This window comes from Companilactobacillus nodensis DSM 19682 = JCM 14932 = NBRC 107160 (assembly GCF_000615905.1).
Lineage (GTDB): Bacteria > Bacillota > Bacilli > Lactobacillales > Lactobacillaceae > Companilactobacillus > Companilactobacillus nodensis.
In genome coordinates this window covers 161,191-184,841 of the sequence record NZ_BAMN01000004.1, presented here as the reverse complement: position 1 = coordinate 184,841, position 23,651 = coordinate 161,191, and the positions used below count along the sequence as shown (strand labels likewise).

At 38.8% G+C, this 23,651-nt stretch carries 39 protein-coding genes and 1 pseudogene; 39 read left to right on the top strand and 1 reads right to left on the bottom strand.

Going from position 1 to position 23,651, the window contains the following annotated elements:
• The first annotated feature begins 55 nt into the window (after nucleotides 1–55).
• Complete coding sequence (locus JCM14932_RS04660) at nucleotides 56–850, top strand: alpha/beta hydrolase (RefSeq protein ID WP_025023864.1); 795 nt, start codon at nucleotides 56–58, stop codon at nucleotides 848–850.
• Between the two features lie 34 nt (nucleotides 851–884).
• On the top strand, nucleotides 885–1,703 hold the full coding sequence (locus JCM14932_RS04655) for an alpha/beta hydrolase (protein ID WP_051528061.1): 819 nt from the start codon (nucleotides 885–887) through the stop codon (nucleotides 1,701–1,703).
• 6 nt (nucleotides 1,704–1,709) lie between these two features.
• On the opposite strand, the gene JCM14932_RS17395 is transcribed toward JCM14932_RS04655, so the two are convergent.
• Entirely contained in the window at nucleotides 1,710–2,378 is a 669-nt protein-coding gene (locus JCM14932_RS17395; protein WP_025023862.1) for a prepilin peptidase, read from the bottom strand.
• Nucleotides 2,379–2,602: 224 nt separating this feature from the next.
• Between JCM14932_RS17395 and rpsL the strand changes: the two genes are divergently transcribed.
• The 37 genes and pseudogenes from rpsL to rplM all read left to right on the top strand — a co-directional run bounded on the left by rpsL (nucleotide 2,603) and on the right by rplM (nucleotide 23,638).
• Nucleotides 2,603–3,016, top strand: coding sequence for a 30S ribosomal protein S12 (rpsL, locus tag JCM14932_RS04645; RefSeq protein ID WP_025023861.1), 414 nt, complete (start codon nucleotides 2,603–2,605; stop codon nucleotides 3,014–3,016).
• A gap of 44 nt (nucleotides 3,017–3,060) precedes the next feature.
• Nucleotides 3,061–3,528, top strand: a complete 468-nt coding sequence (rpsG, locus tag JCM14932_RS04640) for a 30S ribosomal protein S7 (protein WP_025023860.1) — start codon at nucleotides 3,061–3,063, stop codon at nucleotides 3,526–3,528.
• 33 nt (nucleotides 3,529–3,561) lie between these two features.
• On the top strand, nucleotides 3,562–5,658 hold the full coding sequence (gene fusA / locus JCM14932_RS04635; RefSeq protein ID WP_025023859.1) for an elongation factor G: 2,097 nt from the start codon (nucleotides 3,562–3,564) through the stop codon (nucleotides 5,656–5,658).
• 313 nt (nucleotides 5,659–5,971) lie between these two features.
• Nucleotides 5,972–6,280 (top strand): 30S ribosomal protein S10, encoded by a 309-nt coding sequence (gene rpsJ / locus JCM14932_RS04630; protein ID WP_025023858.1) that lies wholly within the window; start codon nucleotides 5,972–5,974, stop codon nucleotides 6,278–6,280.
• Between the two features lie 31 nt (nucleotides 6,281–6,311).
• Nucleotides 6,312–6,947 (top strand): 50S ribosomal protein L3, encoded by a 636-nt coding sequence (gene rplC / locus JCM14932_RS04625; protein WP_025023857.1) that lies wholly within the window; start codon nucleotides 6,312–6,314, stop codon nucleotides 6,945–6,947.
• Nucleotides 6,948–6,964: 17 nt separating this feature from the next.
• Nucleotides 6,965–7,585 (top strand): 50S ribosomal protein L4, encoded by a 621-nt coding sequence (rplD, locus tag JCM14932_RS04620; protein ID WP_025023856.1) that lies wholly within the window; start codon nucleotides 6,965–6,967, stop codon nucleotides 7,583–7,585.
• Nucleotides 7,585–7,872, top strand: coding sequence for a 50S ribosomal protein L23 (gene rplW, locus JCM14932_RS04615; protein ID WP_025023855.1), 288 nt, complete (start codon nucleotides 7,585–7,587; stop codon nucleotides 7,870–7,872). Before rplD ends, rplW begins: the two co-directional genes overlap by 1 nt.
• A 16-nt stretch (nucleotides 7,873–7,888) precedes the next feature.
• Nucleotides 7,889–8,722: a 50S ribosomal protein L2 gene (gene rplB, locus JCM14932_RS04610; protein ID WP_025023854.1), complete on the top strand. Its 834-nt coding sequence runs from the start codon at nucleotides 7,889–7,891 to the stop codon at nucleotides 8,720–8,722.
• Nucleotides 8,723–8,756: 34 nt separating this feature from the next.
• Entirely contained in the window at nucleotides 8,757–9,038 is a 282-nt protein-coding gene (gene rpsS, locus JCM14932_RS04605; protein WP_025023853.1) for a 30S ribosomal protein S19, read from the top strand.
• Between the two features lie 20 nt (nucleotides 9,039–9,058).
• The gene (rplV, locus tag JCM14932_RS04600) at nucleotides 9,059–9,412 is read left to right on the top strand and encodes a 50S ribosomal protein L22 (protein ID WP_025023852.1); all 354 of its coding nucleotides are present in this window, start codon (nucleotides 9,059–9,061) and stop codon (nucleotides 9,410–9,412) included.
• Nucleotides 9,413–9,444: 32 nt separating this feature from the next.
• The gene (gene rpsC, locus JCM14932_RS04595) at nucleotides 9,445–10,116 is read left to right on the top strand and encodes a 30S ribosomal protein S3 (protein ID WP_025023851.1); all 672 of its coding nucleotides are present in this window, start codon (nucleotides 9,445–9,447) and stop codon (nucleotides 10,114–10,116) included.
• A 3-nt stretch (nucleotides 10,117–10,119) separates the two neighbouring features.
• Nucleotides 10,120–10,551 carry a 50S ribosomal protein L16 gene (gene rplP, locus JCM14932_RS04590; RefSeq protein ID WP_025023850.1) on the top strand — a complete coding sequence of 144 codons (432 nt, stop codon included), beginning with the start codon at nucleotides 10,120–10,122 and terminating at the stop codon, nucleotides 10,549–10,551.
• Nucleotides 10,541–10,735, top strand: a complete 195-nt coding sequence (gene rpmC / locus JCM14932_RS04585) for a 50S ribosomal protein L29 (RefSeq protein ID WP_025023849.1) — start codon at nucleotides 10,541–10,543, stop codon at nucleotides 10,733–10,735. The genes rplP and rpmC overlap by 11 nt, the downstream gene beginning before the upstream one ends.
• Before the next feature lie 23 nt (nucleotides 10,736–10,758).
• Complete coding sequence (gene rpsQ / locus JCM14932_RS04580; protein ID WP_025023848.1) at nucleotides 10,759–11,034, top strand: 30S ribosomal protein S17; 276 nt, start codon at nucleotides 10,759–10,761, stop codon at nucleotides 11,032–11,034.
• A 31-nt stretch (nucleotides 11,035–11,065) separates the two neighbouring features.
• Nucleotides 11,066–11,434 carry a 50S ribosomal protein L14 gene (gene rplN, locus JCM14932_RS04575; protein ID WP_025023847.1) on the top strand — a complete coding sequence of 123 codons (369 nt, stop codon included), beginning with the start codon at nucleotides 11,066–11,068 and terminating at the stop codon, nucleotides 11,432–11,434.
• A gap of 22 nt (nucleotides 11,435–11,456) precedes the next feature.
• On the top strand, nucleotides 11,457–11,711 hold the full coding sequence (rplX, locus tag JCM14932_RS04570) for a 50S ribosomal protein L24 (RefSeq protein WP_025023846.1): 255 nt from the start codon (nucleotides 11,457–11,459) through the stop codon (nucleotides 11,709–11,711).
• 16 nt (nucleotides 11,712–11,727) lie between these two features.
• Nucleotides 11,728–12,270 (top strand): 50S ribosomal protein L5, encoded by a 543-nt coding sequence (gene rplE / locus JCM14932_RS04565; protein ID WP_025023845.1) that lies wholly within the window; start codon nucleotides 11,728–11,730, stop codon nucleotides 12,268–12,270.
• A gap of 18 nt (nucleotides 12,271–12,288) precedes the next feature.
• Nucleotides 12,289–12,474 (top strand): type Z 30S ribosomal protein S14, encoded by a 186-nt coding sequence (locus JCM14932_RS04560; RefSeq protein WP_025023844.1) that lies wholly within the window; start codon nucleotides 12,289–12,291, stop codon nucleotides 12,472–12,474.
• Between the two features lie 28 nt (nucleotides 12,475–12,502).
• Nucleotides 12,503–12,901, top strand: a complete 399-nt coding sequence (rpsH, locus tag JCM14932_RS04555) for a 30S ribosomal protein S8 (RefSeq protein ID WP_025023843.1) — start codon at nucleotides 12,503–12,505, stop codon at nucleotides 12,899–12,901.
• 31 nt (nucleotides 12,902–12,932) lie between these two features.
• Nucleotides 12,933–13,463 carry a 50S ribosomal protein L6 gene (rplF, locus tag JCM14932_RS04550; protein WP_025023842.1) on the top strand — a complete coding sequence of 177 codons (531 nt, stop codon included), beginning with the start codon at nucleotides 12,933–12,935 and terminating at the stop codon, nucleotides 13,461–13,463.
• Nucleotides 13,464–13,482: 19 nt separating this feature from the next.
• Nucleotides 13,483–13,848 carry a 50S ribosomal protein L18 gene (gene rplR / locus JCM14932_RS04545; protein WP_034542556.1) on the top strand — a complete coding sequence of 122 codons (366 nt, stop codon included), beginning with the start codon at nucleotides 13,483–13,485 and terminating at the stop codon, nucleotides 13,846–13,848.
• Nucleotides 13,849–13,866: 18 nt separating this feature from the next.
• A complete protein-coding gene (gene rpsE / locus JCM14932_RS04540) occupies nucleotides 13,867–14,367 on the top strand; it encodes a 30S ribosomal protein S5 (RefSeq protein WP_025023840.1) in 501 nt (166 codons plus the stop codon).
• 17 nt (nucleotides 14,368–14,384) lie between these two features.
• Nucleotides 14,385–14,570, top strand: coding sequence for a 50S ribosomal protein L30 (gene rpmD, locus JCM14932_RS04535; protein ID WP_025023839.1), 186 nt, complete (start codon nucleotides 14,385–14,387; stop codon nucleotides 14,568–14,570).
• Nucleotides 14,571–14,598: 28 nt separating this feature from the next.
• Nucleotides 14,599–15,039 (top strand): 50S ribosomal protein L15, encoded by a 441-nt coding sequence (gene rplO, locus JCM14932_RS04530; protein ID WP_025023838.1) that lies wholly within the window; start codon nucleotides 14,599–14,601, stop codon nucleotides 15,037–15,039.
• Complete coding sequence (gene secY / locus JCM14932_RS04525) at nucleotides 15,039–16,334, top strand: preprotein translocase subunit SecY (protein ID WP_025023837.1); 1,296 nt, start codon at nucleotides 15,039–15,041, stop codon at nucleotides 16,332–16,334. The genes rplO and secY overlap by 1 nt, the downstream gene beginning before the upstream one ends.
• Before the next feature lie 14 nt (nucleotides 16,335–16,348).
• The gene (locus JCM14932_RS04520; RefSeq protein WP_025023836.1) at nucleotides 16,349–17,002 is read left to right on the top strand and encodes an adenylate kinase; all 654 of its coding nucleotides are present in this window, start codon (nucleotides 16,349–16,351) and stop codon (nucleotides 17,000–17,002) included.
• A gap of 94 nt (nucleotides 17,003–17,096) precedes the next feature.
• Nucleotides 17,097–17,315, top strand: a complete 219-nt coding sequence (infA, locus tag JCM14932_RS04515; protein WP_010018544.1) for a translation initiation factor IF-1 — start codon at nucleotides 17,097–17,099, stop codon at nucleotides 17,313–17,315.
• A 29-nt stretch (nucleotides 17,316–17,344) separates the two neighbouring features.
• Complete coding sequence (rpmJ, locus tag JCM14932_RS04510) at nucleotides 17,345–17,461, top strand: 50S ribosomal protein L36 (protein WP_010018546.1); 117 nt, start codon at nucleotides 17,345–17,347, stop codon at nucleotides 17,459–17,461.
• Nucleotides 17,462–17,484: 23 nt separating this feature from the next.
• Nucleotides 17,485–17,850, top strand: a complete 366-nt coding sequence (gene rpsM / locus JCM14932_RS04505) for a 30S ribosomal protein S13 (RefSeq protein WP_025023835.1) — start codon at nucleotides 17,485–17,487, stop codon at nucleotides 17,848–17,850.
• 22 nt (nucleotides 17,851–17,872) lie between these two features.
• Complete coding sequence (gene rpsK, locus JCM14932_RS04500) at nucleotides 17,873–18,259, top strand: 30S ribosomal protein S11 (protein ID WP_025023834.1); 387 nt, start codon at nucleotides 17,873–17,875, stop codon at nucleotides 18,257–18,259.
• A 63-nt stretch (nucleotides 18,260–18,322) separates the two neighbouring features.
• The gene (locus JCM14932_RS04495) at nucleotides 18,323–19,261 is read left to right on the top strand and encodes a DNA-directed RNA polymerase subunit alpha (protein ID WP_025023833.1); all 939 of its coding nucleotides are present in this window, start codon (nucleotides 18,323–18,325) and stop codon (nucleotides 19,259–19,261) included.
• A gap of 30 nt (nucleotides 19,262–19,291) precedes the next feature.
• Nucleotides 19,292–19,672, top strand: coding sequence for a 50S ribosomal protein L17 (gene rplQ / locus JCM14932_RS04490; protein ID WP_025023832.1), 381 nt, complete (start codon nucleotides 19,292–19,294; stop codon nucleotides 19,670–19,672).
• 186 nt (nucleotides 19,673–19,858) lie between these two features.
• Nucleotides 19,859–20,691, top strand: a pseudogene (locus JCM14932_RS14500) (energy-coupling factor transporter ATPase).
• Nucleotides 20,667–21,521, top strand: a complete 855-nt coding sequence (locus JCM14932_RS04480; protein WP_025023831.1) for an energy-coupling factor ABC transporter ATP-binding protein — start codon at nucleotides 20,667–20,669, stop codon at nucleotides 21,519–21,521. Before JCM14932_RS14500 ends, JCM14932_RS04480 begins: the two are co-directional and overlap by 25 nt.
• Nucleotides 21,522–22,319: an energy-coupling factor transporter transmembrane component T family protein gene (locus tag JCM14932_RS04475; protein WP_025023830.1), complete on the top strand. Its 798-nt coding sequence runs from the start codon at nucleotides 21,522–21,524 to the stop codon at nucleotides 22,317–22,319.
• A 2-nt stretch (nucleotides 22,320–22,321) separates the two neighbouring features.
• Nucleotides 22,322–23,068 carry a tRNA pseudouridine(38-40) synthase TruA gene (gene truA, locus JCM14932_RS04470; RefSeq protein ID WP_025023829.1) on the top strand — a complete coding sequence of 249 codons (747 nt, stop codon included), beginning with the start codon at nucleotides 22,322–22,324 and terminating at the stop codon, nucleotides 23,066–23,068.
• Nucleotides 23,069–23,194: 126 nt separating this feature from the next.
• A complete protein-coding gene (gene rplM, locus JCM14932_RS04465; protein ID WP_025023828.1) occupies nucleotides 23,195–23,638 on the top strand; it encodes a 50S ribosomal protein L13 in 444 nt (147 codons plus the stop codon).
• The last annotated feature ends 13 nt before the right edge of the window (nucleotides 23,639–23,651 follow it).

Below are 23,651 nucleotides of genomic sequence, written 5' to 3'. Positions count from 1 at the left end.
AATATATGTATAAACATGTTGTCGAGAGGGAGCACCGTGGAGAAAACAAAAATTAATGTATAAGAACCACGAATTTGGTATTGATACGTATTGGCTAGATCCAATCAGTGATTTTACAACCGAAGTTAAACATCCTGTCGCAATAATTTTTCCAGGTGGAAGATTCACTTTTCAAACCGATCGTGAAGCACAACCGATTGCTTTGAAGTTTGCTTCAGAAGGTATTCATGCCATCGTATTACATTATCAATTGATTGAAGATAATACTCCAGTTTATCCGTTAGCCTTGCAGGAGACGGCAACAGTTTTGAACTGGTTACAAAGTCAGGCGAAGATACATCAAATAGATTTAAATAAAATTATTTTAGTTGGCTTTTCGGCTGGGGGACACGTGGTTGCGGATTTTAATTCGATCATGACCGATAAAACTTCACAAAATAAGGTTATGCTTGATGAACTTGAGGTATTACCAGCTGCTAATATTTTATGTTATCCGGTGATAGACCTGACTGCGGGTTATCCCAGGACAATGGAACACCGATTAGCAGTTACTCCCGATCGGTTTTATTGGCGGTCGCAAGAGCACTTAACAGTTAATGCCAAGCCAACATTTATTTGGCAGACGGTTGATGATAAAACAGTTCCAGTCAAGAATTCATTGCTCTATGCTGAAAAAATGGAAAAATTAAATTTACCATTTGAATTGCATTTATTTGCTTCAGGTAAGCACGGATTATCATTAGGGACTTATGTTACTCAGCAGCCAGGCAATGAATTGCATTTGAATGATTTTGTAGCAAATTGGTGGGAATTAGGAATGAATTGGTTGAAGTCGATTAATCTTCTTTAGTAGATTTTGATGAATGTCCAAGGAGATGTTTCTTATGAATACACAAAAATTGTTATATAAAAATGTTGAATTTAATATTGATACGTACTGGTTAGACCCAATCAGTGATTTTACATCTGAGGTTAAGCATCCTCTAGTTATTATTTTTCCCGGGGGAGGTTTTACTTTTCACTCAGATCGTGAGGCACAGCCAATTGCTTTAAAGTTTGCGGCGGAAGGTATCCATGCTATTGTTCTGCATTACAAATTAATAAATGATGGTAAACCGGTGTATCCATTGTCATTGCAGGAAACAGCTGTAACTTTAAATTGGATCAAGAGTCAGGCGGGTAGGCATCAAATAGATTTGAACAAGGTTTTTCTGATCGGCTTTTCAGCGGGTGGTCACATTGTTGCTAACTATAATTCATTGATGACTGATCCGGAGACGCGGCAAGAAGTATTTGATGAACCGATCGAAGTTGAACCTTGTGCAACCATTCTCAGTTATTCGGTAATCGATTTAACTATGGGTTACCCCGATGATATTGATGAATCCAGAAAAATAAGTCCGAATATGTTGTATTGGCAAACGCAAGAACATTTGAATAAGTACTCTAAGCCGACATTTATTTGGCAGACGGTCAGTGATGAGACTGTTCCGGTAATGAATTCGATTATTTATGCTCAGAAGATGGACTTACTTAATCTGCCGTATGAGTTGCATTTGTTCGCGACGGGACGTCATGGTTTGTCTTTGGCAACACATATTACTGAAGATCCCGGTGAAGGTTCGTACGTCAATTATTCAGATGCTAAGTGGTGGAGCATGTGCCTTAATTGGTTGAAATTACAAAGAGTCTTACCAGTTTAGTAAAAATCAAGAGATCAGATAGATTATTCCAGTTGCTACAGTGATGTAGGGGATAAATCTAAATGATCTTTTTTCTTTGCTTACAAAATGGACAATACATAATAGGCAAGAAATTAAAATTATTTTGAGAATATCTTCATAACCAAAAATCAACGCCAAGATTCCAAACAATTCGACATCACCCATGCCAATACTTTGATAGTAATAATTAAGTAAGAAAAGGGCGCAATACGTAATTAAACCTGTGAATATATACAGAGGATAACCTTTGATCAGAATACAAATTATGGCGGGTAAAATCAGTAGATAAAATATCGGATAGATATATCCGTAGAAGTGATCCATAAAACTAAGTGTGATCAACATCATCATTAGTGGAATCGCGATGTAGAGATTCTTGTTTTGAAAAATAACTATGATCAAAAATAATCCGCCAGTCAGTTCAGTCAGTGGATATAGTTTGGGGATTTTAAAAATACACTGTTTACAGCTGCCTTTTAGAAATATGAAGCCTAAAATTGGAATTAGTTCGTACCAATTTAATGTTTTTTGGCAATTATTGCATCGGGATCTTCGATTTAAGCTTATTTTTGGAAAATCGAATGCTATAACTGTCAAAAATGAGACTATACTAGAACCTAGAGTGAATACTAATAAATAGAATAAATATGTCATTTTTATCACCTCAAATTAAATTACGTGTTTTATTTGAATCTTTTCTTTGATACTTCATTGACATGTACTTTTTAAGATGATATTCTAATAGACGTGCTTTTATTAGCAGAGTAGTAGTTTGTTTAAGTATAAGCTCATATCGTATGCCACCTTGGTGGTTTATTATTTTACAAAATTATGAACCACCTGGATGTGTGTACTTAAATTTTTAGGAGGAACCTTGAATGCCTACAATTAATCAATTGGTACGTAAAGGCCGTAAGTCACAAGGGTCAAAATCAAATGCCCCTGCATTGAACTACGGTTACAACAGTATGAAGAAAGTTGCTACAAAGAACCCAGCACCACAAAAACGTGGTGTAGCAACTCGTGTCGGAACAATGACACCAAAGAAGCCTAACTCAGCCCTACGTAAGTATGCCCGTGTTAGACTATCAAACCTTATCGAAGTTACAGCATATATCCCAGGTGTTGGCCACAACTTGCAAGAGCATAGTGTTGTCCTTGTCCGTGGTGGACGTGTAAAGGATCTACCTGGTGTTCGTTATCACGTTGTTCGTGGTGCTTTAGATACTGCCGGTGTTGATGGACGTATGCAAAGCCGTTCAAAATATGGTGCTAAGAAGCCTAAGAAATAATTAAATCACAAACAAAGAAATAAGTAATAACGGAGGAATTTAATATGCGTAAAGGTAGCGCTCCAAAACGCGATGTATTACCTGATCCAATGTACAACTCAAAGTTAGTTACACGTTTGATCAATCACTTGATGTACGATGGTAAGAGAGGAACAGCTTCATCAATTCTCTACCGTGCATTTGATATTATTAAAGATAAGACTGGCAACGAACCATTGGATGTCTTCGAAGAAGCCATGAACAATGTTATGCCTGTTCTTGAAGTTAAGGCTCGCCGTATCGGTGGTTCTAACTACCAAATTCCTATCGAAGTACGCCCAGATCGTCGTACAACATTAGGTCTTCGCTGGATCGTTAGTTATGCTCGTCTACGTGGTGAACATACAATGGACGCACGTCTAGCAAATGAAATCATGGATGCAGCTAACAACACAGGTGCAGCTGTTAAGAAACGTGAAGATACACATAAGATGGCTGATGCTAACCGTGCATTCGCTCATTATCGTTGGTAATCTATATTAAGTTGAGAGGAGAAACAAAGTCTAATGGCTAATAAACGTGAATTTCCACTAGAAGATACCCGTAACATTGGTATTATGGCTCATATTGATGCTGGTAAAACTACAACTACAGAACGTATCTTGTACTATACTGGTAAGATCCACAAGATTGGTGAAACACATGATGGTGCTTCACAAATGGACTGGATGGCCCAAGAACAAGAACGTGGTATTACTATTACATCAGCTGCTACAACTGCTGAATGGAAAGGTAACCGTATCAATATCATCGATACTCCAGGACACGTTGACTTCACAATCGAAGTTGAACGTTCATTACGTGTTCTAGATGGTGCTATTACAGTTCTTGATGCTCAATCTGGTGTTGAACCACAAACTGAAAATGTTTGGCGTCAAGCTTCAACATATAGTGTTCCACGTATTGTCTTTGTTAACAAGATGGATAAGATCGGTGCTAACTTTGACTACTCAGTAGAAACACTTCACGAAAGACTAGATGCTAATGCCCACGCTATCCAAATGCCTATCGGTGCCGAGGATAAGTTCGAAGGTGTTATCGACTTAATCGAAATGAAAGCTGATCTTTATGACGAAGATGAGTTAGGTACAAAGTGGGATACAGTTGATGTTCCTGATGAATACCTTGAAAAAGCTAAAGAAAAACGTGCTGAATTAGTTGAATCAGTTGCTGATGTTGATGATGACATCATGGAGAAATACCTTGATGGTGCTGAAATCAGTAATGATGAGCTTCGTGCTGCAATCAGAAAGGCAACTGTTGATTTGAAATTCTTCCCTGTACTTGCTGGTTCTGCCTTCAAGAACAAGGGTGTTCAAATGTTAATGGATGCTGTTGTTGATTACTTACCATCACCTCTTGAAGTTCGTCCATACAACGCTACAAATCCTAAGGATGATAGCCAAGTTGAACTTATGGCTGATGATAACAAACCATTCGCTGGTCTAGCATTTAAGATCGCTACTGACCCATTCGTTGGACGTCTAACATACATTCGTGTATATAGAGGTTCACTAGAATCAGGTTCATACGTTCTTAACGCTACAAAAGACAAGCGTGAACGTGTTGGTCGTTTGCTACAAATGCATTCTAACCACCGTAAGGAAATCCCAGAAGTATTCTCAGGTGATATCGCTGCTGTTATCGGTTTGAAGAATACTACAACTGGTGATTCACTTACAGATCCTGATGATCCATTGATTCTTGAATCATTGGATATTCCAGATCCAGTTATCCAAGTTTCTATCGAACCTGATTCAAAGGAAGATAGAGATAAGATGGATCTAGCTATCCAAAAGCTTTCTGAAGAAGATCCAACTTTCCAAGCTGAAACAAATCCTGAAACTGGTGAAACATTGATCGCCGGAATGGGTGAATTACACTTGGATATCATGGTTGACCGTATGAAGCGTGAATTCAAGGTTGCATGTAAGGTTGGTGAACCACAAGTTGCTTATCGTGAAACATTCACTAAGCAAACAAGTGCACAAGGTAAGTTTGTTCGTCAATCTGGTGGTAAAGGTCAATATGGTGACGTTTGGGTTGAATTTACACCAAATGAAGAAGGAAAAGGCTTCGAATTCGAAGATGCCATCGTCGGTGGTGTTGTTCCTCGTGAATACATTCCTTCAGTTGAACAAGGTTTGAAAGAATCAATGGAAAATGGTGTTCTTGCCGGATACCCATTGATCGATGTTAAGGCTAAGTTATATGATGGTTCATATCACGAAGTCGATTCATCTGAAGCAGCCTTCAAGATTGCTGCTTCAATGTCTCTACGTAATGCTTCTAAGAGTGCTGGTGCTGTAATTCTTGAACCTATTATGAAGGTTGAAATTGTTACACCAGAAAGCTACTTAGGTGATGTTATGGGACAAGTTACTGCTCGTCGTGGACGTGTTGAAGGTATGGAAGCTCGTGGTAATGCACAACTTATCAACTCATTCGTTCCACTTGCAGAAATGTTCGGTTATGCAACAACATTGCGTTCAGCTACACAAGGCCGTGGTACTTTCACAATGACATTTGATCATTACGAAAAGGTTCCTAAGTCAATTCAAGCTGATATTATTAAGAAAAATGGCGGAAACGCTGAAGACTAATAGTATTTAAATAAAAGCAAATCCAGATGGATTTGCTTTTTTATTTACAAAAATAATCGTGTTTCTTCTATATAAAGAAAGCGTATTTCAAATTTAAAAAAAACGTGAAAACTCTTGAAATATGAGAAGACCGCGTGTATTATTATAAGAGTGCTTATTTCTAGTAGAAGTATGTGCTTAGAGGTATTAATAAATAATATCGACGGTTTAGAAGTGAGAGGTTGCGACACACCCGGCCGCTTTGCCACGGCAGGGCTGGCGGATATTTTCACGGAGCCGGTCATCTTGAAAGAGACAAAAAGGAGGTAACCCCATGGCAAGTCAAAAGATTCGCATTCGTTTGAAGGCTTATGAACATCGTATTCTAGATCAATCAGCTGACAAAATTGTGGAAACAGCAAAAAGAACTGGTGCTAAGATTTCAGGTCCAATTCCTTTGCCAACAGAACGTTCATTATATACAGTGTTGAGTTCACCACATAAGCACAAGGATTCTAGAGAACAATTCGAAATGCGTACACATAAGAGACTTATTGACATCGTTAATCCATCACCTAAGACAGTTGATTCATTAATGAAGCTAGATCTACCATCAGGCGTAGATATCGAAATTAAATTATAATTATTAAAAATAAATTATTGGAGGTGCAAACATGGCCAGAAAAGGAATTCTTGGTAAAAAAGTCGGAATGACTCAAGTTTTCACTGACAACGGTGAATTAGTTCCCGTTACAGTTGTAGAAGCAACACCAAACGTTGTTATGCAAGTTAAAACAGTAGAAACTGACGGTTATGAGGCCGTTCAACTAGGTTTTGAAGATAGACGTGAAGTTCTATCAAACAAACCAGCCAAAGGTCATGCAGATAAGGCAAACACAACTCCTAAACATTACATTCGCGAATTCCGCGATGTTGAAATGGGAGACTACGAATTAGGTGGAGAAGTTTCAGTAGATTCATTTAATTCTGGTGATGTTGTCGACGTTACAGGTACAACAAAGGGACATGGAATGCAAGGTAACATTAAGATGTTTGGACAAGCTCGTGGTCCTGAGACTCACGGTTCTAGATATCACCGTATCGCAGGTTCAATGGGTGCAATCATTAACCGTGTATTCAAAGGTAAGATGCTTCCCGGAAACATGGGTAACAATCGCGTAACTACACAAAACTTAACTGTTGTTAAAGTTGATGCAGATCGTAATGCAATTATGATCAAGGGTAATGTCCCTGGTGCAAACAACTCATTAGTTAAAATTCAAACAGCTGTCAAAGCTAATCAAAAATAGGAAGGAGGAAATGAGTTATGACAAAAATCACAGCTTACAAAGATAGCGGTGCTGAGAACGGTACTGTTGAAGCAAATGATTCAATCTTTGGTATCGAACCAAACAACAGCGTAGTCACAGATGCAGTTATCATGCAACGTGCCTCATTAAGACAAGGTACACATGATGTTAAGAACCGCTCTGAAGTACGTGGTGGTGGTAAGAAGCCATGGCGTCAAAAAGGTACAGGACGTGCTCGTCAAGGTTCTATCAGATCACCTCAATGGGTAGGTGGTGGTGTCGTATTCGGCCCAACTCCTAGATCATATTCATATCACCTTCCTAAGAAGGTTGGCCGTTTGGCATTGAAGTCTGTACTTTCACAAAAAGCTGCTGACGGTAACCTAATCGTTATTGACTCAATTTCATACGACAAACCAAGTACAAAGAACTTTGCTCAATTGCTTAACAAGTTAGGCGCAGACAAAGCTCTTGTAGTTCTTGAAGATGGTAATGACAACGTTGCTTTATCAGCTAGAAACATTGATAAAGTTACAGTTGTTGCACCAGAAGGTGTTAACGTTCTTGACGTTATTAACGCTAAGAAGTTAGTTGTTACACAAGCAGCACTTTCTAAGATTGAGGAGGTGCTTGGATAATGAGCGCAAGAGACGTAATTATTCGCCCAGTTATCACTGAAAGCTCAATGGATGCTATGAGCGACAAGAAATATACTTTTGATGTTGCACTAGATGCAAACAAAGTACTTGTACGCCAAGCCATTGAAGAAGTTTTCGGTGTTAAAGTTAAAAAAGTAAACATCATGAATGTTGCCGGTAAGAAGAAGCGCCAAGGTCGTTATGTTGGTAAAACAGCAAGACGTCGTAAGGCAATTATCACACTTACAGCAGATTCAGATGAAATCAAAATTTTTGATGAAGAATAAATAAGGAGGTCAAATAATGGCGATTATCAAGTATAAGCCAACCACAAATGGTCGTCGTAATATGACAGGTTCTGACTTTTCAGAGATCACAAAGACAACTCCTGAAAAGACACTTCTAGAATCACAAAGCCATACAGCCGGTCGTAACTCTTACGGTCATATTACAGTTCGTCACCGTGGCGGTGGTCACAAACAAAAATACCGTGTCATTGATTTCAAACGTATCAAATACGGTGTTAAAGCTACAGTTAAATCTATTGAATACGATCCAAACCGTACAGCTAATATTGCATTACTACACTACTCAGATGGTGTTAAGTCATATATCTTAGCTCCTAAGGGTCTTGAAGTTGGAACAGTTGTTGAATCTGGTGTTGATGCAGATATCAAACCAGGTAACGCACTTCCACTAGAAAACATTCCAGTTGGTACAATTCTACACAACGTAGAAATGAAACCTGGTAAGGGTGGTCAACTAGGACGTTCTGCTGGTACTTCAATCCAATTGCTAGGTAGAGATGGCAAGTACTCATTACTACGTTTACCTTCAGGTGAAGTACGTATGGTACTTTCAAAATGCCGTGCAAGTATTGGTGCTATTGGTAATGAACAACATGAATTAATTAAGATTGGTAAAGCTGGACGTAAACGTTGGCAAGGATTTAGACCAACAGTTCGTGGATCAGTTATGAACCCTAACGATCACCCACACGGTGGTGGTGAAGGTAAAGCTCCTATCGGTCATCCATCACCAATGTCACCATGGGGTAAGAAGACCTTAGGTAAGAAGACTCGTTCATCACATGCCAAATCTGAAAAGCTTATCGTTCGTCACAGAAAAGGTAAGTAGTTATTTCGTTAGAATAATATAAGGAGGACATAAGATGAGTCGTAGTTTAAAAAAAGGACCATTCGCAGACGCACATCTTTTGAAGAAGATCGATGCTCAAGCAGATTCTGACAAGAAGTCAGTTATCAAGACATGGTCAAGACGTTCAACAATTTTTCCTAGTTTCGTAGGATACACAATCGCAGTTCATGATGGTCGTAAGCATGTTCCAGTTTATATCCAAGAAGATATGGTTGGACACAAGTTGGGCGAATTCGTACCAACACGTACATTCCATGGTCATGGCACTGACGATAAGAAAACAGTAGCTAAGTAATAAGAAGGGAGACTTAAAAGATGGCAGAACAAGAAATTACATCTGCAACAGCCAGAGTGAAGAATGTTCGTATTGCACCTCGCAAAGCTCGCCTTGTTATTGATTTAATAAGAGGCAAGAACGCTGCTGAGGCACTTGCAATTTTGCAATTCACACCAAGAGCAGGCTCTCCAATTATTGCCAAAGCTCTTAAGTCAGCAATTGCAAACGCAGAACATAACTTTGATTTAGATGCACAAAACCTAATCGTTAGCGAAGCATTCGTAGACGAAGGACCAACTCTAAAACGTTTCCGTCCTAGAGCTAAAGGTTCAGCATCACCAATTAATAAAAGAACAAGTCACATTACAGTAGTTGTAAGTGAAAAAGACTAGTATTTAAAAGATTAGTATTGGAGGTAACTTGAGTGGGTCAAAAGATTAATCCAGTCGGATTCCGTGTTGGTGTTATCCGTGACTGGGATGCCAAATGGTATGCAGAAAAAGACTTTTCAACATTTTTACATGAAGACCTTAAGATTCGTAAGTATATTGAAGACAATTTATCAAATGCTTCCGTATCAAGAATCGAAATCGAACGTACTGCAAAGAACGTTACAGTTTCAATTCATACAGCTAAACCTGGTATGGTCATCGGTAAGGGTGGATCTGAAGTTGAAAAATTACGTAACCAACTAAACAAATTAGTTAACAGAAACATTCATATTAATATTATCGAAATCAAGAAACCTGATTTGGATGCAAAACTTGTTGGTGAGAACATTGCTCGTCAACTAGAAGCTCGTATTGCATTTAGACGTGCACAACGTCAAGCCGTTCAACGTTCAAGACGTGCCGGTGCAAAGGGTATCAAAGTTCAAATCTCTGGTCGTTTAAACGGTGCCGATATGGCTCGTAGAGAATGGCATACAGAGGGAACTGTTCCTCTACACACATTACGTGCAGATATCGACTATGCTTGGGTTGAAGCAGCCACAACATATGGTAATTTAGGTGTTAAAACTTGGATCTACCGTGGTGAAATTCTTCCTGACAAGCCAAAACATAACCAAGAAAAAACTGAAGGGAAAGGAGAATAATCTATGCTAGTACCAAAACGTGTAAAACACCGTCGTGAATTCCGTGGAAAGATGCGCGGAGAAGCTAAGGGTGGTAAGAATGTTGATTTTGGTGATTACGGTTTGAAGTCACTTGACTCAAGTTGGATCTCAAATAGACAAATTGAAGCAGCCCGTGTTGCTATGACTCGTTACATGAAGCGTGGTGGTAAGGTTTGGATTAAAATCTTCCCTCATAAATCATACACTGCTAAAGGTGTCGGAGTTCGTATGGGTAATGGTAAAGGTGCACCTGCTGGTTGGGTTGCCCCTGTAAAGCGTGAAAAAGTCTTATTCGAAATCGGTGGCGTTCCTGAAGAGGTTGCCCGCGAAGCATTGAGACTTGCATCTCACAAATTACCAGTTAGAACTAAGTTCGTAAAACGTGAGGAAGTAGGTGGCGCTGATGAAGGCTAGTGAAATCAAAGAGCTAACTGCTGCTCAATTGCAAGATAAAGTTAACGAATATAAAGAAGAACTATTCAACTTGCGTTTCCAACAAGCCACAGGCCAATTGGAAAACACAGCTCGTCTTAAAGCTGTTAGAAAAAACATCGCAAGATTAAGAACTGTTCAAAACCAAAAGAATAACGAAAACTAATAAACAGGAAGGGAGATCTCAAGTTGAGCGAAACACAAGAAAGCCGTAACAGCCGTAAGGTATATCAAGGCCGCGTTGTATCAGACAAGATGGACAAAACTATCGTAGTTGTTGTTGAAACATACAAGAACCACCCTGTATACAAGAAGCGTGTTAGATATTCAAAGAAGTTCTACGTTCAAGACGAAAAGAACGAAGCAAAGATGGGCGATGTTGTACGTATTATGGAAACTCGACCTTTGTCAAAGACAAAGCGCTTCCGTTTATTAGATATCGTTGAAAAAGCAGTTATTATCTAGAAACAATTACTGATGAGAGGAGGACCAAGAAGTGATACAACAAGAAAGTCGTCTAAAAGTTGCAGATAACTCTGGAGCTCGTGAAATTCTAACTATTAAAGTTCTTGGTGGTTCAAACCGCAAGGTAGCTAATATTGGTGATATCATTGTTGCTACTGTCAAACAAGCAACACCAGGTGGCGTTGTTAAAAAGGGTGACGTTGTTAAAGCCGTTATTGTAAGAACAGTGTCCGGTGCTCACCGTACAGATGGTTCATACATCAGATTCGACGAAAACGCTGCGGTTATTATTAACGCTGACAAGACACCTAGAGGAACTCGTATCTTCGGACCCGTTGCTCGTGAATTACGTGATAACGATTTTATGAAGATCGTCTCATTAGCACCAGAAGTGCTATAAAAAGATCAATTTAACTCAGGAGGTGCTGAATAGTGTTTGTAAAACTGGAGACAACGTTAAAATTATTTCTGGTGATAGCAAAGGCACAGAAGGCGTAGTTAAACAAGCTATCCCTTCAGCCAACAAAGTTATCGTCGAAGGCGTAAATGTTGTTAAGAAACACTCGAAGCCAACTAATACACAACCTCAAGGTGGAATCATCGACGTTGAGAGACCTATTAGTGTAACTAACGTAAAAGTAGTAAGTAAATCATCTGATAAAAAAGAAGATAAATAAGAAAGGAGAAAACTAAATGGCTAATGCATTAAAAGAAATGTATGTAAAAGAAATTACACCATCAATGATGGAAAAATTCAATTACACATCAGTTATGCAAACACCAAAGATCGAAAAGATTGTTTTGAACATGGGTGTTGGTGACGCAATTGCTAACTCAAAGAATCTTGATGAAGCAGTTGAAGAATTAGGCCAAATTGCTGGTCAAAAACCTTTGATCACTAAGGCTAAGAAATCAATCGCTGGTTTCAGACTTCGTGAAGGTATGTCAATCGGTGCTAAGGTTACTCTTCGTGGCGACCGTATGTACGACTTCCTTGACAAGTTGATCAACATTGCATTACCTCGTGTTCGTGATTTCCGTGGTGTTGGTACACGCTCATTTGATGGCCGTGGTAACTATACACTAGGACTTAAAGAACAATTGGTTTTCCCAGAAATTGACTACGATAAGGTTAATAAGATCCGCGGTTTGGACGTTGTTATTGTAACAACAGCTAATACTGATGAAGAATCACGTGAACTATTAACACAAATCGGAATGCCATTCACAAAATAATAAAGGAGGTCAAATTCATTGGCTAAGACATCTCAAATTGTACGGAATCATAGACCTGCTAAGTTCTCATCACAAGCATATACACGTTGCGAACGTTGTGGTCGTCCACATTCTGTATATCGTAAATTTAAGCTTTGCCGTGTTTGCCTTCGCGAATTGGCTCACAAAGGTCAAATCCCTGGCATGAGAAAAGCTAGTTGGTAGAAACAACACTAATAAGGAGGTAAATTAAATGGTCATGACAGATCCTATTGCGGATTACCTAACACGTATTCGTAACGCTAATATGGTTAAACATGAATCTCTAGAAGTTCCTGCTTCAAACATCAAGAAGAGCATCTCAGAGATTTTGAAGAATGAAGGATTTATCAAGGATTACGAAGTTATCGATGATAACAAACAAGGTGTACTTCGTATTTTCCTTAAGTATGGTAAAGATCAACAACGCGTCATCACAGGCTTGAAACGTATTTCAAGACCAGGTTTGCGTAGTTATGTTGATTCAGATAACGTGCCAAAGGTTCTTAATGGATTAGGTATCGCTATTCTTTCAACATCAAAAGGTGTTGTTACTGATAAAGAAGCTCGCGCACAACACGTGGGTGGAGAAGTAATTGCTTACATCTGGTAATAATTTTTAAAAGACAAGGAGGTGCACTAATTTGAGTCGTATTGGCTATAAAGTAATTGAAGTCCCAGAAGGAGTTACAATTACACAAAAAGATGAAGACATCACTGTTAAAGGCCCAAAGGGTGAATTAACAAGACACTTTAATTCAAAAATCAAGTTAACTCTTGAAGGTAACGAAGCTAAGTTTGATCGTGAAAGCGACAATGACAAAGCTCTTCATGGTACTATGCGTGCCAACCTTAACAACATGGTTCTTGGTGTAACAGAAGGTTTCGAAAAGAAGCTTGAACTTAGAGGTGTTGGTTACCGTGCACAAGTTAAAGGTAGCACACTAACACTTTCAGTTGGTTACTCACATCCTGTTATTATGGAAGCACCAGAAGGTATTAAGATCGAATCTCCTTCAAATACTGAAATTAATATTTCAGGAATTAGTAAGCAAAAAGTTGGACAATTTGCTGCTGTAATTCGCGATGTACGTCCCCCAGAACCATATAAGGGTAAAGGTATTCGTTATGTTGACGAATATGTACGTCGTAAAGAAGGTAAGACTGGTAAATAGTTCTAAATAATTCTATGAGGTGAATATTGTGATTTCAAAACCAGATAAAAACAAAGCACGTCAAAAGCGCCAAAAACGTGTTCGTGGTAAAATCTCTGGTACTGCTGAGCGCCCACGCTTAAATGTATTCCGTTCGAATAAAAACATTTACGCTCAAGTAATTGATGACGTAAAGGGTGTAACGCTAGCAAGTGCCTCAACTCTTGATAAAGAAGTCAAAGACGGTTCAAAAGTTGAACAAGCTAAAGCTGTTGGTGCATTAGTTGCACAAAGAGCTAATGAAGCTAAAATCAGTAATGTTGTATTTGATCGTGGAGGATACCTATACCATGGTCGTGTACAAAGTCTTGCTGAAGCAGCTCGTGAAAATGGGCTAAAATTCTAGAAGGAGGAAACCAAATTTATGACATATATCGATCCATCTCAATTCGAACTAGAAGATCGCGTTGTCTCAATCAACCGTGTTACTAAGGTTGTTAAAGGTGGACGCCGTCTACGTTTTGCTGCTATCGTAATCGTTGGTGACAAGAATGGTCACGTCGGTTTCGGTACAGGTAAAGCTCAAGAAGTTCCTGAAGCCATTCGTAAAGCTGTTGAAGATGCCAAAAAGAACTTGATTAACGTTCCTATGGTAGGTTCAACAATTCCTCACGAAGTAATCGGTAAATTCGGTGCTGGTAAGATCATGTTGAAGCCAGCTGTTGAAGGTTCTGGTATCGCCGCTGGTGGTGCTGTTCGTGCCGTTCTCGAATTAGCTGGTGTTGGTGATATTACAAGTAAATCACTTGGTAGAAATACACCAATTAACGTAATTCGTGCTACAATCGAAGGACTAAAAGAAATCAAGACTGCTGAAAGTGTTGCAGAAATGCGCGGAATCTCAGCTCAAAACTTGCTTAACTAGAAGAAAGGTGTGTAACAATGGCTAAACTTAAGATTACTCTTATTAGAAGTGCAGCTCACCGCCTTCCTGCTCAACGCACAATTGTTAAAGAACTAGGACTCGGAAGAGTTAATAGTTCTGTTGTTAAGCCGGATGATCCTGCTATTCGTGGTGCTGTAATTAAAATCGCTCACTTAGTAAGTGTCGAAGAAGTTAAAGATTAATAATTTTTAAAGATTAGGAGGTGCAATAATGGAACTAAACGAACTTAAACCAAGTACAGGCTCAAGACAATCAAGAAAACGTCTAGGTCGTGGTACTTCAAGTGGCCAAGGTAAAACTGCTGGTCGTGGACAAAAAGGTCAATTAGCTAGATCAGGTGGTAAAACACGTATTGGTTTTGAAGGTGGACAAATGCCATTGTTCCGTCGTATGCCAAAACGTGGTTTCTACAATATCAACCGCAAGGAATACGCTATTGTAAACCTTAAAGACCTAAGCAAGTTTAATGACGGTGCTGAAGTTAATATCGATACATTAAAAGAAGCCGGAATCGTTAAGAAAGAATATAACGGTGTCAAATTACTTGCAAATGGTGCAGTTAGTGCTAAGTTAACTGTAAAAGTTGCTAAGAGCTCTGACGCTGCTACTAAAGCAATCGAAGCTGCTGGTGGAACTGTAGAGGTGATCTAATGCTTAGAACTATCAGAGATGCTCTAAAGGTGAAGGAAATCCGTAAGAAGATTCTATTTACCTTGATGTTACTTGTGATATACCGTTTAGGATCACAAATTACGGTCCCTGGTGTTAACGCTGCTGCGATGGACAAGGTTGGTTCCTCAGGGTTAGTTCCCCTACTAGATACCGTAACTGGTGGTGGTCTTTCAAACTACTCTATTTTCTCAATGGGTGTTTCGCCATTCATTACCGCTCAAATTGTCGTTCAACTATTACAGATGGATATTGTTCCTAAGTTTGTTGAATGGAGTAAACAAGGTGAAGTTGGTCGTAGAAAACTAAATCAGGTAACGAGATATTTGACGATTGTTTTAGGTTTTGTTCAATCAATCGGTATCACTGCTGGATTTAACCAATTGAGTGGTTTGGGACTAGTCAAGTCACCAAATATGCGAGCATTTATAACAATTGGTGTCATCTTAACCGGTGGTACTATGTTACTTACTTGGATTGGTGAACAGATTACTGATAAAGGTCTAGGAAATGGTGTTTCAGTAATTATCTTCGCTGGTATTATTGCTAGATTCCCTAATGGAATTTACCAAATTTACCGTGATAACATTACAAATGCTAGTTCTGCAGATCTCGCAAAGAACATTGCATTTATGGTCGGATTGGCCATCGCTATTTTGGTAGTTGTACTGTTTGTTACCTATGTACAACAAGCAAATAGAAGAATTCCAATCCAATATACAAGACGTGCAGCCGGAAGTGGTAGCGAAAGTTTCCTACCATTAAAGGTCAACGTTGCTGGTGTTATTCCAGTTATCTTCGCTAGTTCATTTATTGTTACGCCTCAAACAATTTTGATGGCGTTCCAAGCAAATCACAGTGAAGATACATGGTATCAAGTATTAACTAATATATTCAGTATGCAAACGACAACAGGATCTCTACTATATACATTGTTGATTGTGTTATTCACATTCTTCTATGCATTTGTTCAGGTAAATCCTGAGAAGCTTGCTGAAAACTTGCAAAAGCAGGGAGCTTATATCCCTGGTGTATGGCCCGGTAATGAGACTATCAAGTTCATGTCGAGCGTCCTAATGAAGCTTTCAACTGTTGGTTCAGTGTTCCTAGGACTTGTCTCATTGCTTCCATTATTAGCTGCTAACTTGTTCGACTTACCTCAATCCATCGGATTAGGTGGTACAAGTTTGTTGATCATCGTTGGTGTTGCGCTAGAAATGGATCGTCAATTGAGAGGTCTGTTGATGAAACGTGAATACGTTGGGTTTATTAGATAATTGGAGATGTGACAATGAATATTGTATTGATGGGATTACCTGGTGCTGGTAAGGGTACTCAAGCTGAAAAGATTGTTGAAGATTTTAAGGTTGTTCATATTTCTACTGGAGATATGTTCAGACAAGCCATGTCAGATAAAACCGAAGTTGGTCTCAAGGCCAAAGGCTTTATCGACAAAGGTGCGTTAGTTCCTGATGACGTTACTGAAGCTATCGTTGAAGAACGATTAGCTAAAGAAGACGTTCAAAAGAACGGATATATGCTTGATGGATTTCCGAGAACTCTTGAACAGGCAAATGCTTTACAGACAATTGCAAAGAATGTAAACAAACCTATAGATGCTGTCATCTACATAGATGTAAAGCCTGAGGCATTAGTTGATCGTTTATCTGGAAGATATATTTGTTCAACATGTGGAGCTACGTATCATAAGATCTACAATCCTACTAAGGTTGAAGGAACATGTGACGTCTGTGGCGGACATGATTTCTTCCAACGTGAGGATGACAAGCCAGAAACAGTTAAGAACAGATTAAAAGTTAATATTGAAATGAATACACCATTAATTGATTTTTACGACAAGTTAAACTTGTTGCACAAGGTCAATGGTGAACAAGAAATAGATGAAGTTTATAACGAAGTAAAGAAAGTTTTACAAAGTCTGTAAGACTTTTTACTTTTATTTGTTTACATGTCCGCGAGAATATTGTATAATCTTGCGGTATATGCAGATGAATTTCATCCCATGGAGGTTAATATCTTTGGCAAAAGAAGATGTCATTGAAGTAGAAGGTACAATTTCAGAAACATTGCCTAATGCAATGTTTAAGGTAAAGCTTGAAAATGGGGCAACTGTGTTGGCCCATGTCTCAGGTAAAATCCGTATGCACTACATTAGAATTTTACCCGGTGATAAAGTTACCGTGGAATTATCCCCTTATGATTTAACCAAGGGAAGAATTACATATAGATACAGATAATATGATTTTAATGGAATGGAGGTTCCAACATGAAAGTAAGACCATCCGTTAAACCTATGTGCGAACACTGTAAAGTAATTAAGAGACGCGGTCGCGTTATGGTTATTTGCTCTGCAGATCCAAAGCACAAACAAAGACAAGGATAATAAAAATATAGGAGGTGCAATTAATGGCTCGTATAGCAGGTGTAGATTTACCTCGTGATAAGAGAATCGTTATTGCCTTAACATACATTTTTGGTATTGGTAATACAACAGCCCAAGAAGTGCTAAAAGATGCCGGCGTTTCTGAAGACGTACGTACAAGAGACTTGACTCCTGATCAAGAAGAAAAGATTCGTGCAGAAGTTGACAAGGTACGTGTTGAAGGTGACTTACGTCGTTCAGTAAGCATGGACATTAAGAGACTACAAGAAATTGGTTCATACCGTGGTATGAGACATCGTCGTGGTTTGCCAGTTAGAGGTCAAAACACAAAGAACAATGCAAGAACTCGTAAAGGTAAGAAAGTATCTATCGCGGGTAAGAAGAAGTAATTAACAGATAGGAGGTTAATTCATGGCACAAAGTAAAGGTCGTAAGCGCCGTACTAAGAAGCATATTGAATCTGGTGTTGCACATATCCACTCCACATTCAACAACACACTAGTTATGATCACTGATGTTAACGGTAATGCCGTTTCATGGTCATCAGCTGGTGCATTAGGATTCAAGGGAAGCCGTAAATCAACACCATTTGCCGCACAAATGGCTGGTGAAGCAGCTGCTAAAGAATCAATGGAACATGGTATGAAAACAGTCGAAGTAGCTGTTAAGGGTCCTGGTTCAGGTCGTGAAGCTGCAATTCGTTCATTACAAGCTACTGGATTGGAAATCACAGCTATTCGTGACGTTACACCAGTTCCTCATAATGGCTCACGTCCTCCAAAGCGTCGTCGTGTATAGAATGGTTTTATACCCATATGAACTAAGCTACACACATTTCGTTTTGAAAGGGGAACTAACCGAATGATCGAATTTGAAAAGCCAACTATCACTGCAGTTGAAGAAAGCAATGATTACGGTAAATATATTATCGAACCGTTGGAAAGAGGCTATGGTACAACTTTAGGTAACTCTCTACGTAGAGTACTATTGGCATCATTATCCGGCACAGCGGTTTCCGATATTCAAATAGATGGTGTATTGCATGAATTCTCAGCTATTGATGGCGTGATCGAAGATGTTACACAAATTGTGCTTAATGTTAAAGGTCTAAACCTAAAATCTTATGCTGAAGACAGTTTAAAAGCTGAAATCGACGTCGTTGGTCCTGCTACTGTAACAGCCAAAGATATCAAAGCTGACGATGATTTGGAAATCCTCGATCCAGAACAATTTATTTGTACTGTTGCTGAGGGTGGACACTTCCACATGCAAATGACAATTAAAAATGGTCGTGGATATACTCCTGCAGAACAAAATAAAACAGATGAAACACCTATTGGTGTTTTACCAGTTGACTCTATTTTTACACCAGTAGATAAAGTTAACTATCAAGTTGAAAATACTCGTGTGGGTAAGAGAAACGACTTCGACAAATTAACAATTGATATCTGGACAAATGGTTCAATTGGACCACGAGAAGCTATTAGTTTATCTGCTAAGATCCTTACAGAACACTTAACTAGTTTTGTAAATCTTACAGAAGAAGCTAAGAGCGCTGATATGATGATCGAAAAAGAAGAAACACAAAAAGAGAAGAAGCTTGAAATGACAATTGAAGAATTGGACTTATCTGTTCGTTCATACAATTGTTTGAAGCGTGCCGGTATTAATACTGTGCAAGAGCTTACTGAAAAATCTGAAGCTGACATGATGAGAGTTCGTAATCTTGGACGCAAGTCATTAGTTGAGGTTAAAGAAAAGCTCGCTGATCTTGGATTGTCATTAAGGCAAGAAGACTAATAGTCTGAAATTCAAACAGGAGGTATAGACATGGGCTACCGTAAATTAGGACGTACAAGTTCTCAAAGAAAAGCAATGTTACGCGATTTAACTACTGATTTAATCATTAATGAACGTATTGTTACAACTGAAACTCGTGCTAAGGAAATCAGCCGTACTACTGAAAAGATGATTACCCTTGGTAAGCGTGGAGATCTTCATGCTCGCCGTCAAGCTGCTGCATATGTTAGAAACGAAGTTGCTAACATTTCAGAAGAAGACGATGCAGTTGTTGTTCAATCAGCACTTCAAAAGTTGTTCAGTGATATTGCACCTCGTTACAAAGAACGTAATGGTGGATACACACGTATTTTGAAGACTGCTCCTCGCCGTGGCGACGCAGCTCCAATGGTTATTATTGAATTAGTTTAATAATAAGTTTATTAAAAATCAGTCATTCTGATGAATTAGTGAGTGTTAAGATGATGGTTATGCAAATAGCTAAGTCTATCTCTGAGATTTCGGTAAAACGAAACACTAATTTGTCGAATGATTTTTTTTTACCCAAAAACACTTTTTTTCGCTATGATATAACTAGCAGATATCGAGGAGAAACAATTGGAGAATATAATTTCTATAAAAGATGTAACATATACATATCCGGATTCAGAAGCTCCTGCAATCAATAATCTTTCGTTGGATATCCATTCGAATGAATGGCTGTCGATAGTTGGTAAGAATGGTAGTGGTAAATCTACGCTTACTAAACTTATTGATGGTCTTATTGAGTGTGACTCAGGTACGATTGAAATAGCCGGTCAAATTATAGATGAAGATAACATTTGGGAAGCTAGAGAAAAAATCGGTATAGTATTTCAAAATCCAGATCATCAATTTGTTGGGGCAACAGTCGAAGAGATGTGGCTTTCGGTTTGGAAAATCAAGGTGTTCCTCGCGATGAGATGGTCAAAGAAGTCGATCAGGCGCTAAAAATGGTTGATATGCAGGCGTATAAGACACGTGATCCACAATCTCTTTCAGGTGGTCAAAAACAGCGTGTCGCGATTGCTGGAGTCTTGGCTACTAAGCCTCAGATAATTATTATGGATGAGTCTACCAGTATGTTGGACCCCAATGGTCGCAAGACTGTTTTGGATTTGATCAAACGTCTTCGTAAAGAACAATCTATTACGATTATTTCAATTACACATGATATCGAAGAGACACAGTTGTCAGAAAGAATCGTTGTTTTAAATGATGGAAAAGTTGTTAAGGACTCTGATCCTAAGACCATCTATGATCTTGGACCTGAGCTGACCAATTTTGGACTTGAGGAGCCGTTTTCGAGTCAAGTGGCACACTCACTAAGAGATGCCGTAAAATTGCCTGAAGGCTACTTAAATGAAGAGGAGTTAGTTAAAAGCATATGGAAATCATCTTCAAACATGTAACACACGCATATGAAGCAAATAATCCTCTGGCAGCCTTGGGACTAGATGATGTGTCAGTCGATATCAAAGATAAGAAGTTCACAGCTATCATCGGTAAAACTGGTAGTGGAAAGTCCACATTAGTTCGTCATATCAATGCTCTCTTGAAACCAACTGACGGTACTATCATGGTTGGTGATCGGGAGATCAATGCTGAAACTAATAATAAGAATTTGAAGCCGCTTCGCAAAAATGTCGGTATGGTCTTTCAATTTCCGGAGAGTCAGTTATTTGAAGACACTGTGGAAAAAGATATTATGTTTGGACCAATGAATTTTGGGGTCTCGGAAGAGGACGCAAAAACGGCTGCTCATGATATGATTAAACTTGTGGGTTTGGATGAAAAATACTTAAGCAAATCACCATTCGATTTATCTGGTGGACAGATGCGCCGTGTCGCTATCGCCGGAGTTTTGGCAACACACCCGGAAACTATTATTTTGGATGAGCCAACAGCAGGACTTGATCCAGTCGGACGCAAAGAAATAATGGATCTGTTTAAGAATCTGCAATCAGAAGGCCGGACAATTATTCTGATTACACATAATATGGATGATGTCGCCAATTATGCAGACGAAGTAGTAGTTATGCATGATGGCAAAAAAATTGCTGAAGGGACTCCGATGGAAGTTTTCAACAATCAGAAGTTATTAACAGATGATGTGCTGACGCTTCCTCAAAGTGCAGTTTTTGCACAGAAGTTAGCACAGAAGTATTTTAAATTCGATCAATTACCTATAACTATCAGTGACTTATCAACTGAAATAAAACGACAACTTAATGGTGATTAAATGAACAAATTAATTCTTGGGAGATATTTACCGGGGGATTCGCTGATCTATCGACTTGATCCTCGTGGCAAATTTTTGATTACATTTTATTTTATTGGAATTGTATTTTTAGCAAACAATGTTGTGTCATATGGATTCTTATTGTTGTTTGTTCTATTTGCAGTTTATTTGTCAAAAATCAATCTGGGTTTCTTTCTTCGGGGACTACGGCCGATGTTTTGGCTGATACTGTTTACAGTGGTGCTGCAAATGTTTTTTACACCTAGTAAAGATCCACTGTGGAGTTTTGGTATTTTGACCCTTTCTAAAGAGGGTCTGGTAATCTCCGCATATATCTTCATTAGGTTTGTTTTGATCATCTTCATCTCCACCTTACTAACATTAACAACGACACCAATTGAGATTTCCGATTCAATCGAGAGCATTTTAAAGCCGTTAAAGGCGATTAAGTTTCCTGTAACACAAGTTGCTTTGATGTTGTCGATTGCATTACGATTCGTGCCATTGTTGATTGATGAAACGACTAAGATCATGGACGCCCAAAGAGCCCGTGGGGTTGATTTTGGTGAGGGCGGACTGATCAAACGTATCAAGTCCTTTGTGCCTATTTTGATACCGCTGTTCGTCAGTAGTTTTTCGATTGCTTATGATTTGGCGATTGCTATGGAATCACGTGGATATAAGGATGGCGAAGGTCGCAGCAAGTATCGTGTCTTAAGTTGGTCTATGCGGGATACTGTCACCGCCATTGTGATGTTGTTGATCACAGTAATTTTATTATTTATTCGGAGTTATTAAATATGACAAGATACAAACTAACAATCGCCTATGATGGTACTAAGTTTCATGGGTTTCAACGCCAACCAGATATGCGAACGGTTCAAGGTGTAGTTGAAAATGCACTGTCGAAAATGACTAAGGGTACACATGTTGAAGTGTATGGTTCTGGTAGAACTGATGCCGGAGTTCATGCATTTGGTCAAGTTATTCACTTTGATTATCCGGGTGATATGCCAGCCGAAAATATGCTCCGAGCAATCAATTCATTAATGCCATTAGATGTGGTTGTGGAAAACTCCGCGATAGTTGACGAGAATTTTCACGCACGATTTGGTGTAAAGCGAAAAACCTATCAATATCGTGTCGATTTGGGTCATTATACTAATCCTTTTAAAAGGTTTTACACAGGTCATTATCAATATCCAATCGATGTGGATAAGATCAAAGTTGCCTTAAAGGATCTTGAGGGTGAACATGATTTTACAAGTTTTGCTGCATCTGGCGGAGTAATTGAAAATAAAGTTCGCACAATCTACTCAGCTAAGGTAGAATATATAGAATCAGAAAATGAATTGGTTTTTGAATTTACCGGAAATGGTTTCCTATATAATATGGTGCGCATTCTTGTTGCTACGTTACTGGAGATCGGTAATGGCAGACGAGATGTTCATGATTTTTTGAGATTATTTGAAGTAAAAGACCGTCAAGAGGCACGCGGAACGGCACCGGCTAGTGGACTTTATTTGAAACAGGTATTTTATGAATAAAACCTGTGGATAATTATTGACTTATGCACAATACCAAGTATTATTGTTGTTGGTATTGTTTGCCCCACGATGAGCCCCGGAAACTTATTGAGTGTCAAACAGACGTAGAAACTGGAGGAATTTAAAGTGCGTACAACACCATTAGCAAAAGCAAGTGAAGTTGAACGTAAATGGTATGTAATCGATGGTGAAGATGTCGTTTTAGGTAGACTTTCATCAGTTGTAGCTTCAATTCTTAGAGGTAAGAACAAGCCAACTTACACACCTAACGTTGATACAGGTGATAATGTTATTATCATCAATGCAGATAAAGTAAAATTAACAGGTAAAAAAGCAAAGGGAAAGATTTATTATTCTCACTCAGATCATCCAGGTGGTTTGAAGAGCATTAGTGCCGGCGAAAAGAGAGCAACAAAACCTGAATTGTTTGTTGAAGACTCAATCCGTGGTATGTTACCTAAGAACACTCTTGGTCGTCTTGAAATCAAGAAGTTGCATGTTTATGCAGGTCCTGATCACAATCACCAAGCACAAAATCCAGAAGAGTTGGATATCAACAAACTAATTTAAGGAGGAAAACATT

Bases quoted from the DNA above. Each gene is read 5' to 3' on its own strand.
- rplV (WP_025023852.1), top strand. From the start codon at position 9,059: ATGGCAGAACAAGAAATTACATCTGCAACAGCCAGAGTGAAGAATGTT.
- rpsJ (WP_025023858.1), top strand. From the start codon at position 5,972: ATGGCAAGTCAAAAGATTCGCATTCGTTTGAAGGCTTATGAACATCGT.
- rpsK (WP_025023834.1), top strand. From the start codon at position 17,873: ATGGCACAAAGTAAAGGTCGTAAGCGCCGTACTAAGAAGCATATTGAA.
- JCM14932_RS04655 (WP_051528061.1), top strand. From the start codon at position 885: ATGAATACACAAAAATTGTTATATAAAAATGTTGAATTTAATATTGAT.
- rpsS (WP_025023853.1), top strand. From the start codon at position 8,757: ATGAGTCGTAGTTTAAAAAAAGGACCATTCGCAGACGCACATCTTTTG.
- rplB (WP_025023854.1), top strand. From the start codon at position 7,889: ATGGCGATTATCAAGTATAAGCCAACCACAAATGGTCGTCGTAATATG.
- rplE (WP_025023845.1), top strand. From the start codon at position 11,728: ATGGCTAATGCATTAAAAGAAATGTATGTAAAAGAAATTACACCATCA.
- rpmJ (WP_010018546.1), top strand. From the start codon at position 17,345: ATGAAAGTAAGACCATCCGTTAAACCTATGTGCGAACACTGTAAAGTA.
- JCM14932_RS04520 (WP_025023836.1), top strand. From the start codon at position 16,349: ATGAATATTGTATTGATGGGATTACCTGGTGCTGGTAAGGGTACTCAA.
- JCM14932_RS04495 (WP_025023833.1), top strand. From the start codon at position 18,323: ATGATCGAATTTGAAAAGCCAACTATCACTGCAGTTGAAGAAAGCAAT.
- rplC (WP_025023857.1), top strand. From the start codon at position 6,312: ATGGCCAGAAAAGGAATTCTTGGTAAAAAAGTCGGAATGACTCAAGTT.
- rplQ (WP_025023832.1), top strand. From the start codon at position 19,292: ATGGGCTACCGTAAATTAGGACGTACAAGTTCTCAAAGAAAAGCAATG.
- fusA (WP_025023859.1), top strand. From the start codon at position 3,562: ATGGCTAATAAACGTGAATTTCCACTAGAAGATACCCGTAACATTGGT.
- rplP (WP_025023850.1), top strand. From the start codon at position 10,120: ATGCTAGTACCAAAACGTGTAAAACACCGTCGTGAATTCCGTGGAAAG.
- truA (WP_025023829.1), top strand. From the start codon at position 22,322: ATGACAAGATACAAACTAACAATCGCCTATGATGGTACTAAGTTTCAT.
- JCM14932_RS17395 (WP_025023862.1), bottom strand. From the start codon at position 2,378: ATGACATATTTATTCTATTTATTAGTATTCACTCTAGGTTCTAGTATA.
- JCM14932_RS04480 (WP_025023831.1), top strand. From the start codon at position 20,667: ATGGAAATCATCTTCAAACATGTAACACACGCATATGAAGCAAATAAT.
- rplW (WP_025023855.1), top strand. From the start codon at position 7,585: ATGAGCGCAAGAGACGTAATTATTCGCCCAGTTATCACTGAAAGCTCA.
- secY (WP_025023837.1), top strand. From the start codon at position 15,039: ATGCTTAGAACTATCAGAGATGCTCTAAAGGTGAAGGAAATCCGTAAG.
- rplD (WP_025023856.1), top strand. From the start codon at position 6,965: ATGACAAAAATCACAGCTTACAAAGATAGCGGTGCTGAGAACGGTACT.
- rpsL (WP_025023861.1), top strand. From the start codon at position 2,603: ATGCCTACAATTAATCAATTGGTACGTAAAGGCCGTAAGTCACAAGGG.
- rpsM (WP_025023835.1), top strand. From the start codon at position 17,485: ATGGCTCGTATAGCAGGTGTAGATTTACCTCGTGATAAGAGAATCGTT.
- JCM14932_RS04660 (WP_025023864.1), top strand. From the start codon at position 56: ATGTATAAGAACCACGAATTTGGTATTGATACGTATTGGCTAGATCCA.
- rpsE (WP_025023840.1), top strand. From the start codon at position 13,867: ATGACATATATCGATCCATCTCAATTCGAACTAGAAGATCGCGTTGTC.
- rplO (WP_025023838.1), top strand. From the start codon at position 14,599: ATGGAACTAAACGAACTTAAACCAAGTACAGGCTCAAGACAATCAAGA.
- rpmD (WP_025023839.1), top strand. From the start codon at position 14,385: ATGGCTAAACTTAAGATTACTCTTATTAGAAGTGCAGCTCACCGCCTT.
- JCM14932_RS04475 (WP_025023830.1), top strand. From the start codon at position 21,522: ATGAACAAATTAATTCTTGGGAGATATTTACCGGGGGATTCGCTGATC.
- rpsG (WP_025023860.1), top strand. From the start codon at position 3,061: ATGCGTAAAGGTAGCGCTCCAAAACGCGATGTATTACCTGATCCAATG.
- rpmC (WP_025023849.1), top strand. From the start codon at position 10,541: ATGAAGGCTAGTGAAATCAAAGAGCTAACTGCTGCTCAATTGCAAGAT.
- rpsH (WP_025023843.1), top strand. From the start codon at position 12,503: ATGGTCATGACAGATCCTATTGCGGATTACCTAACACGTATTCGTAAC.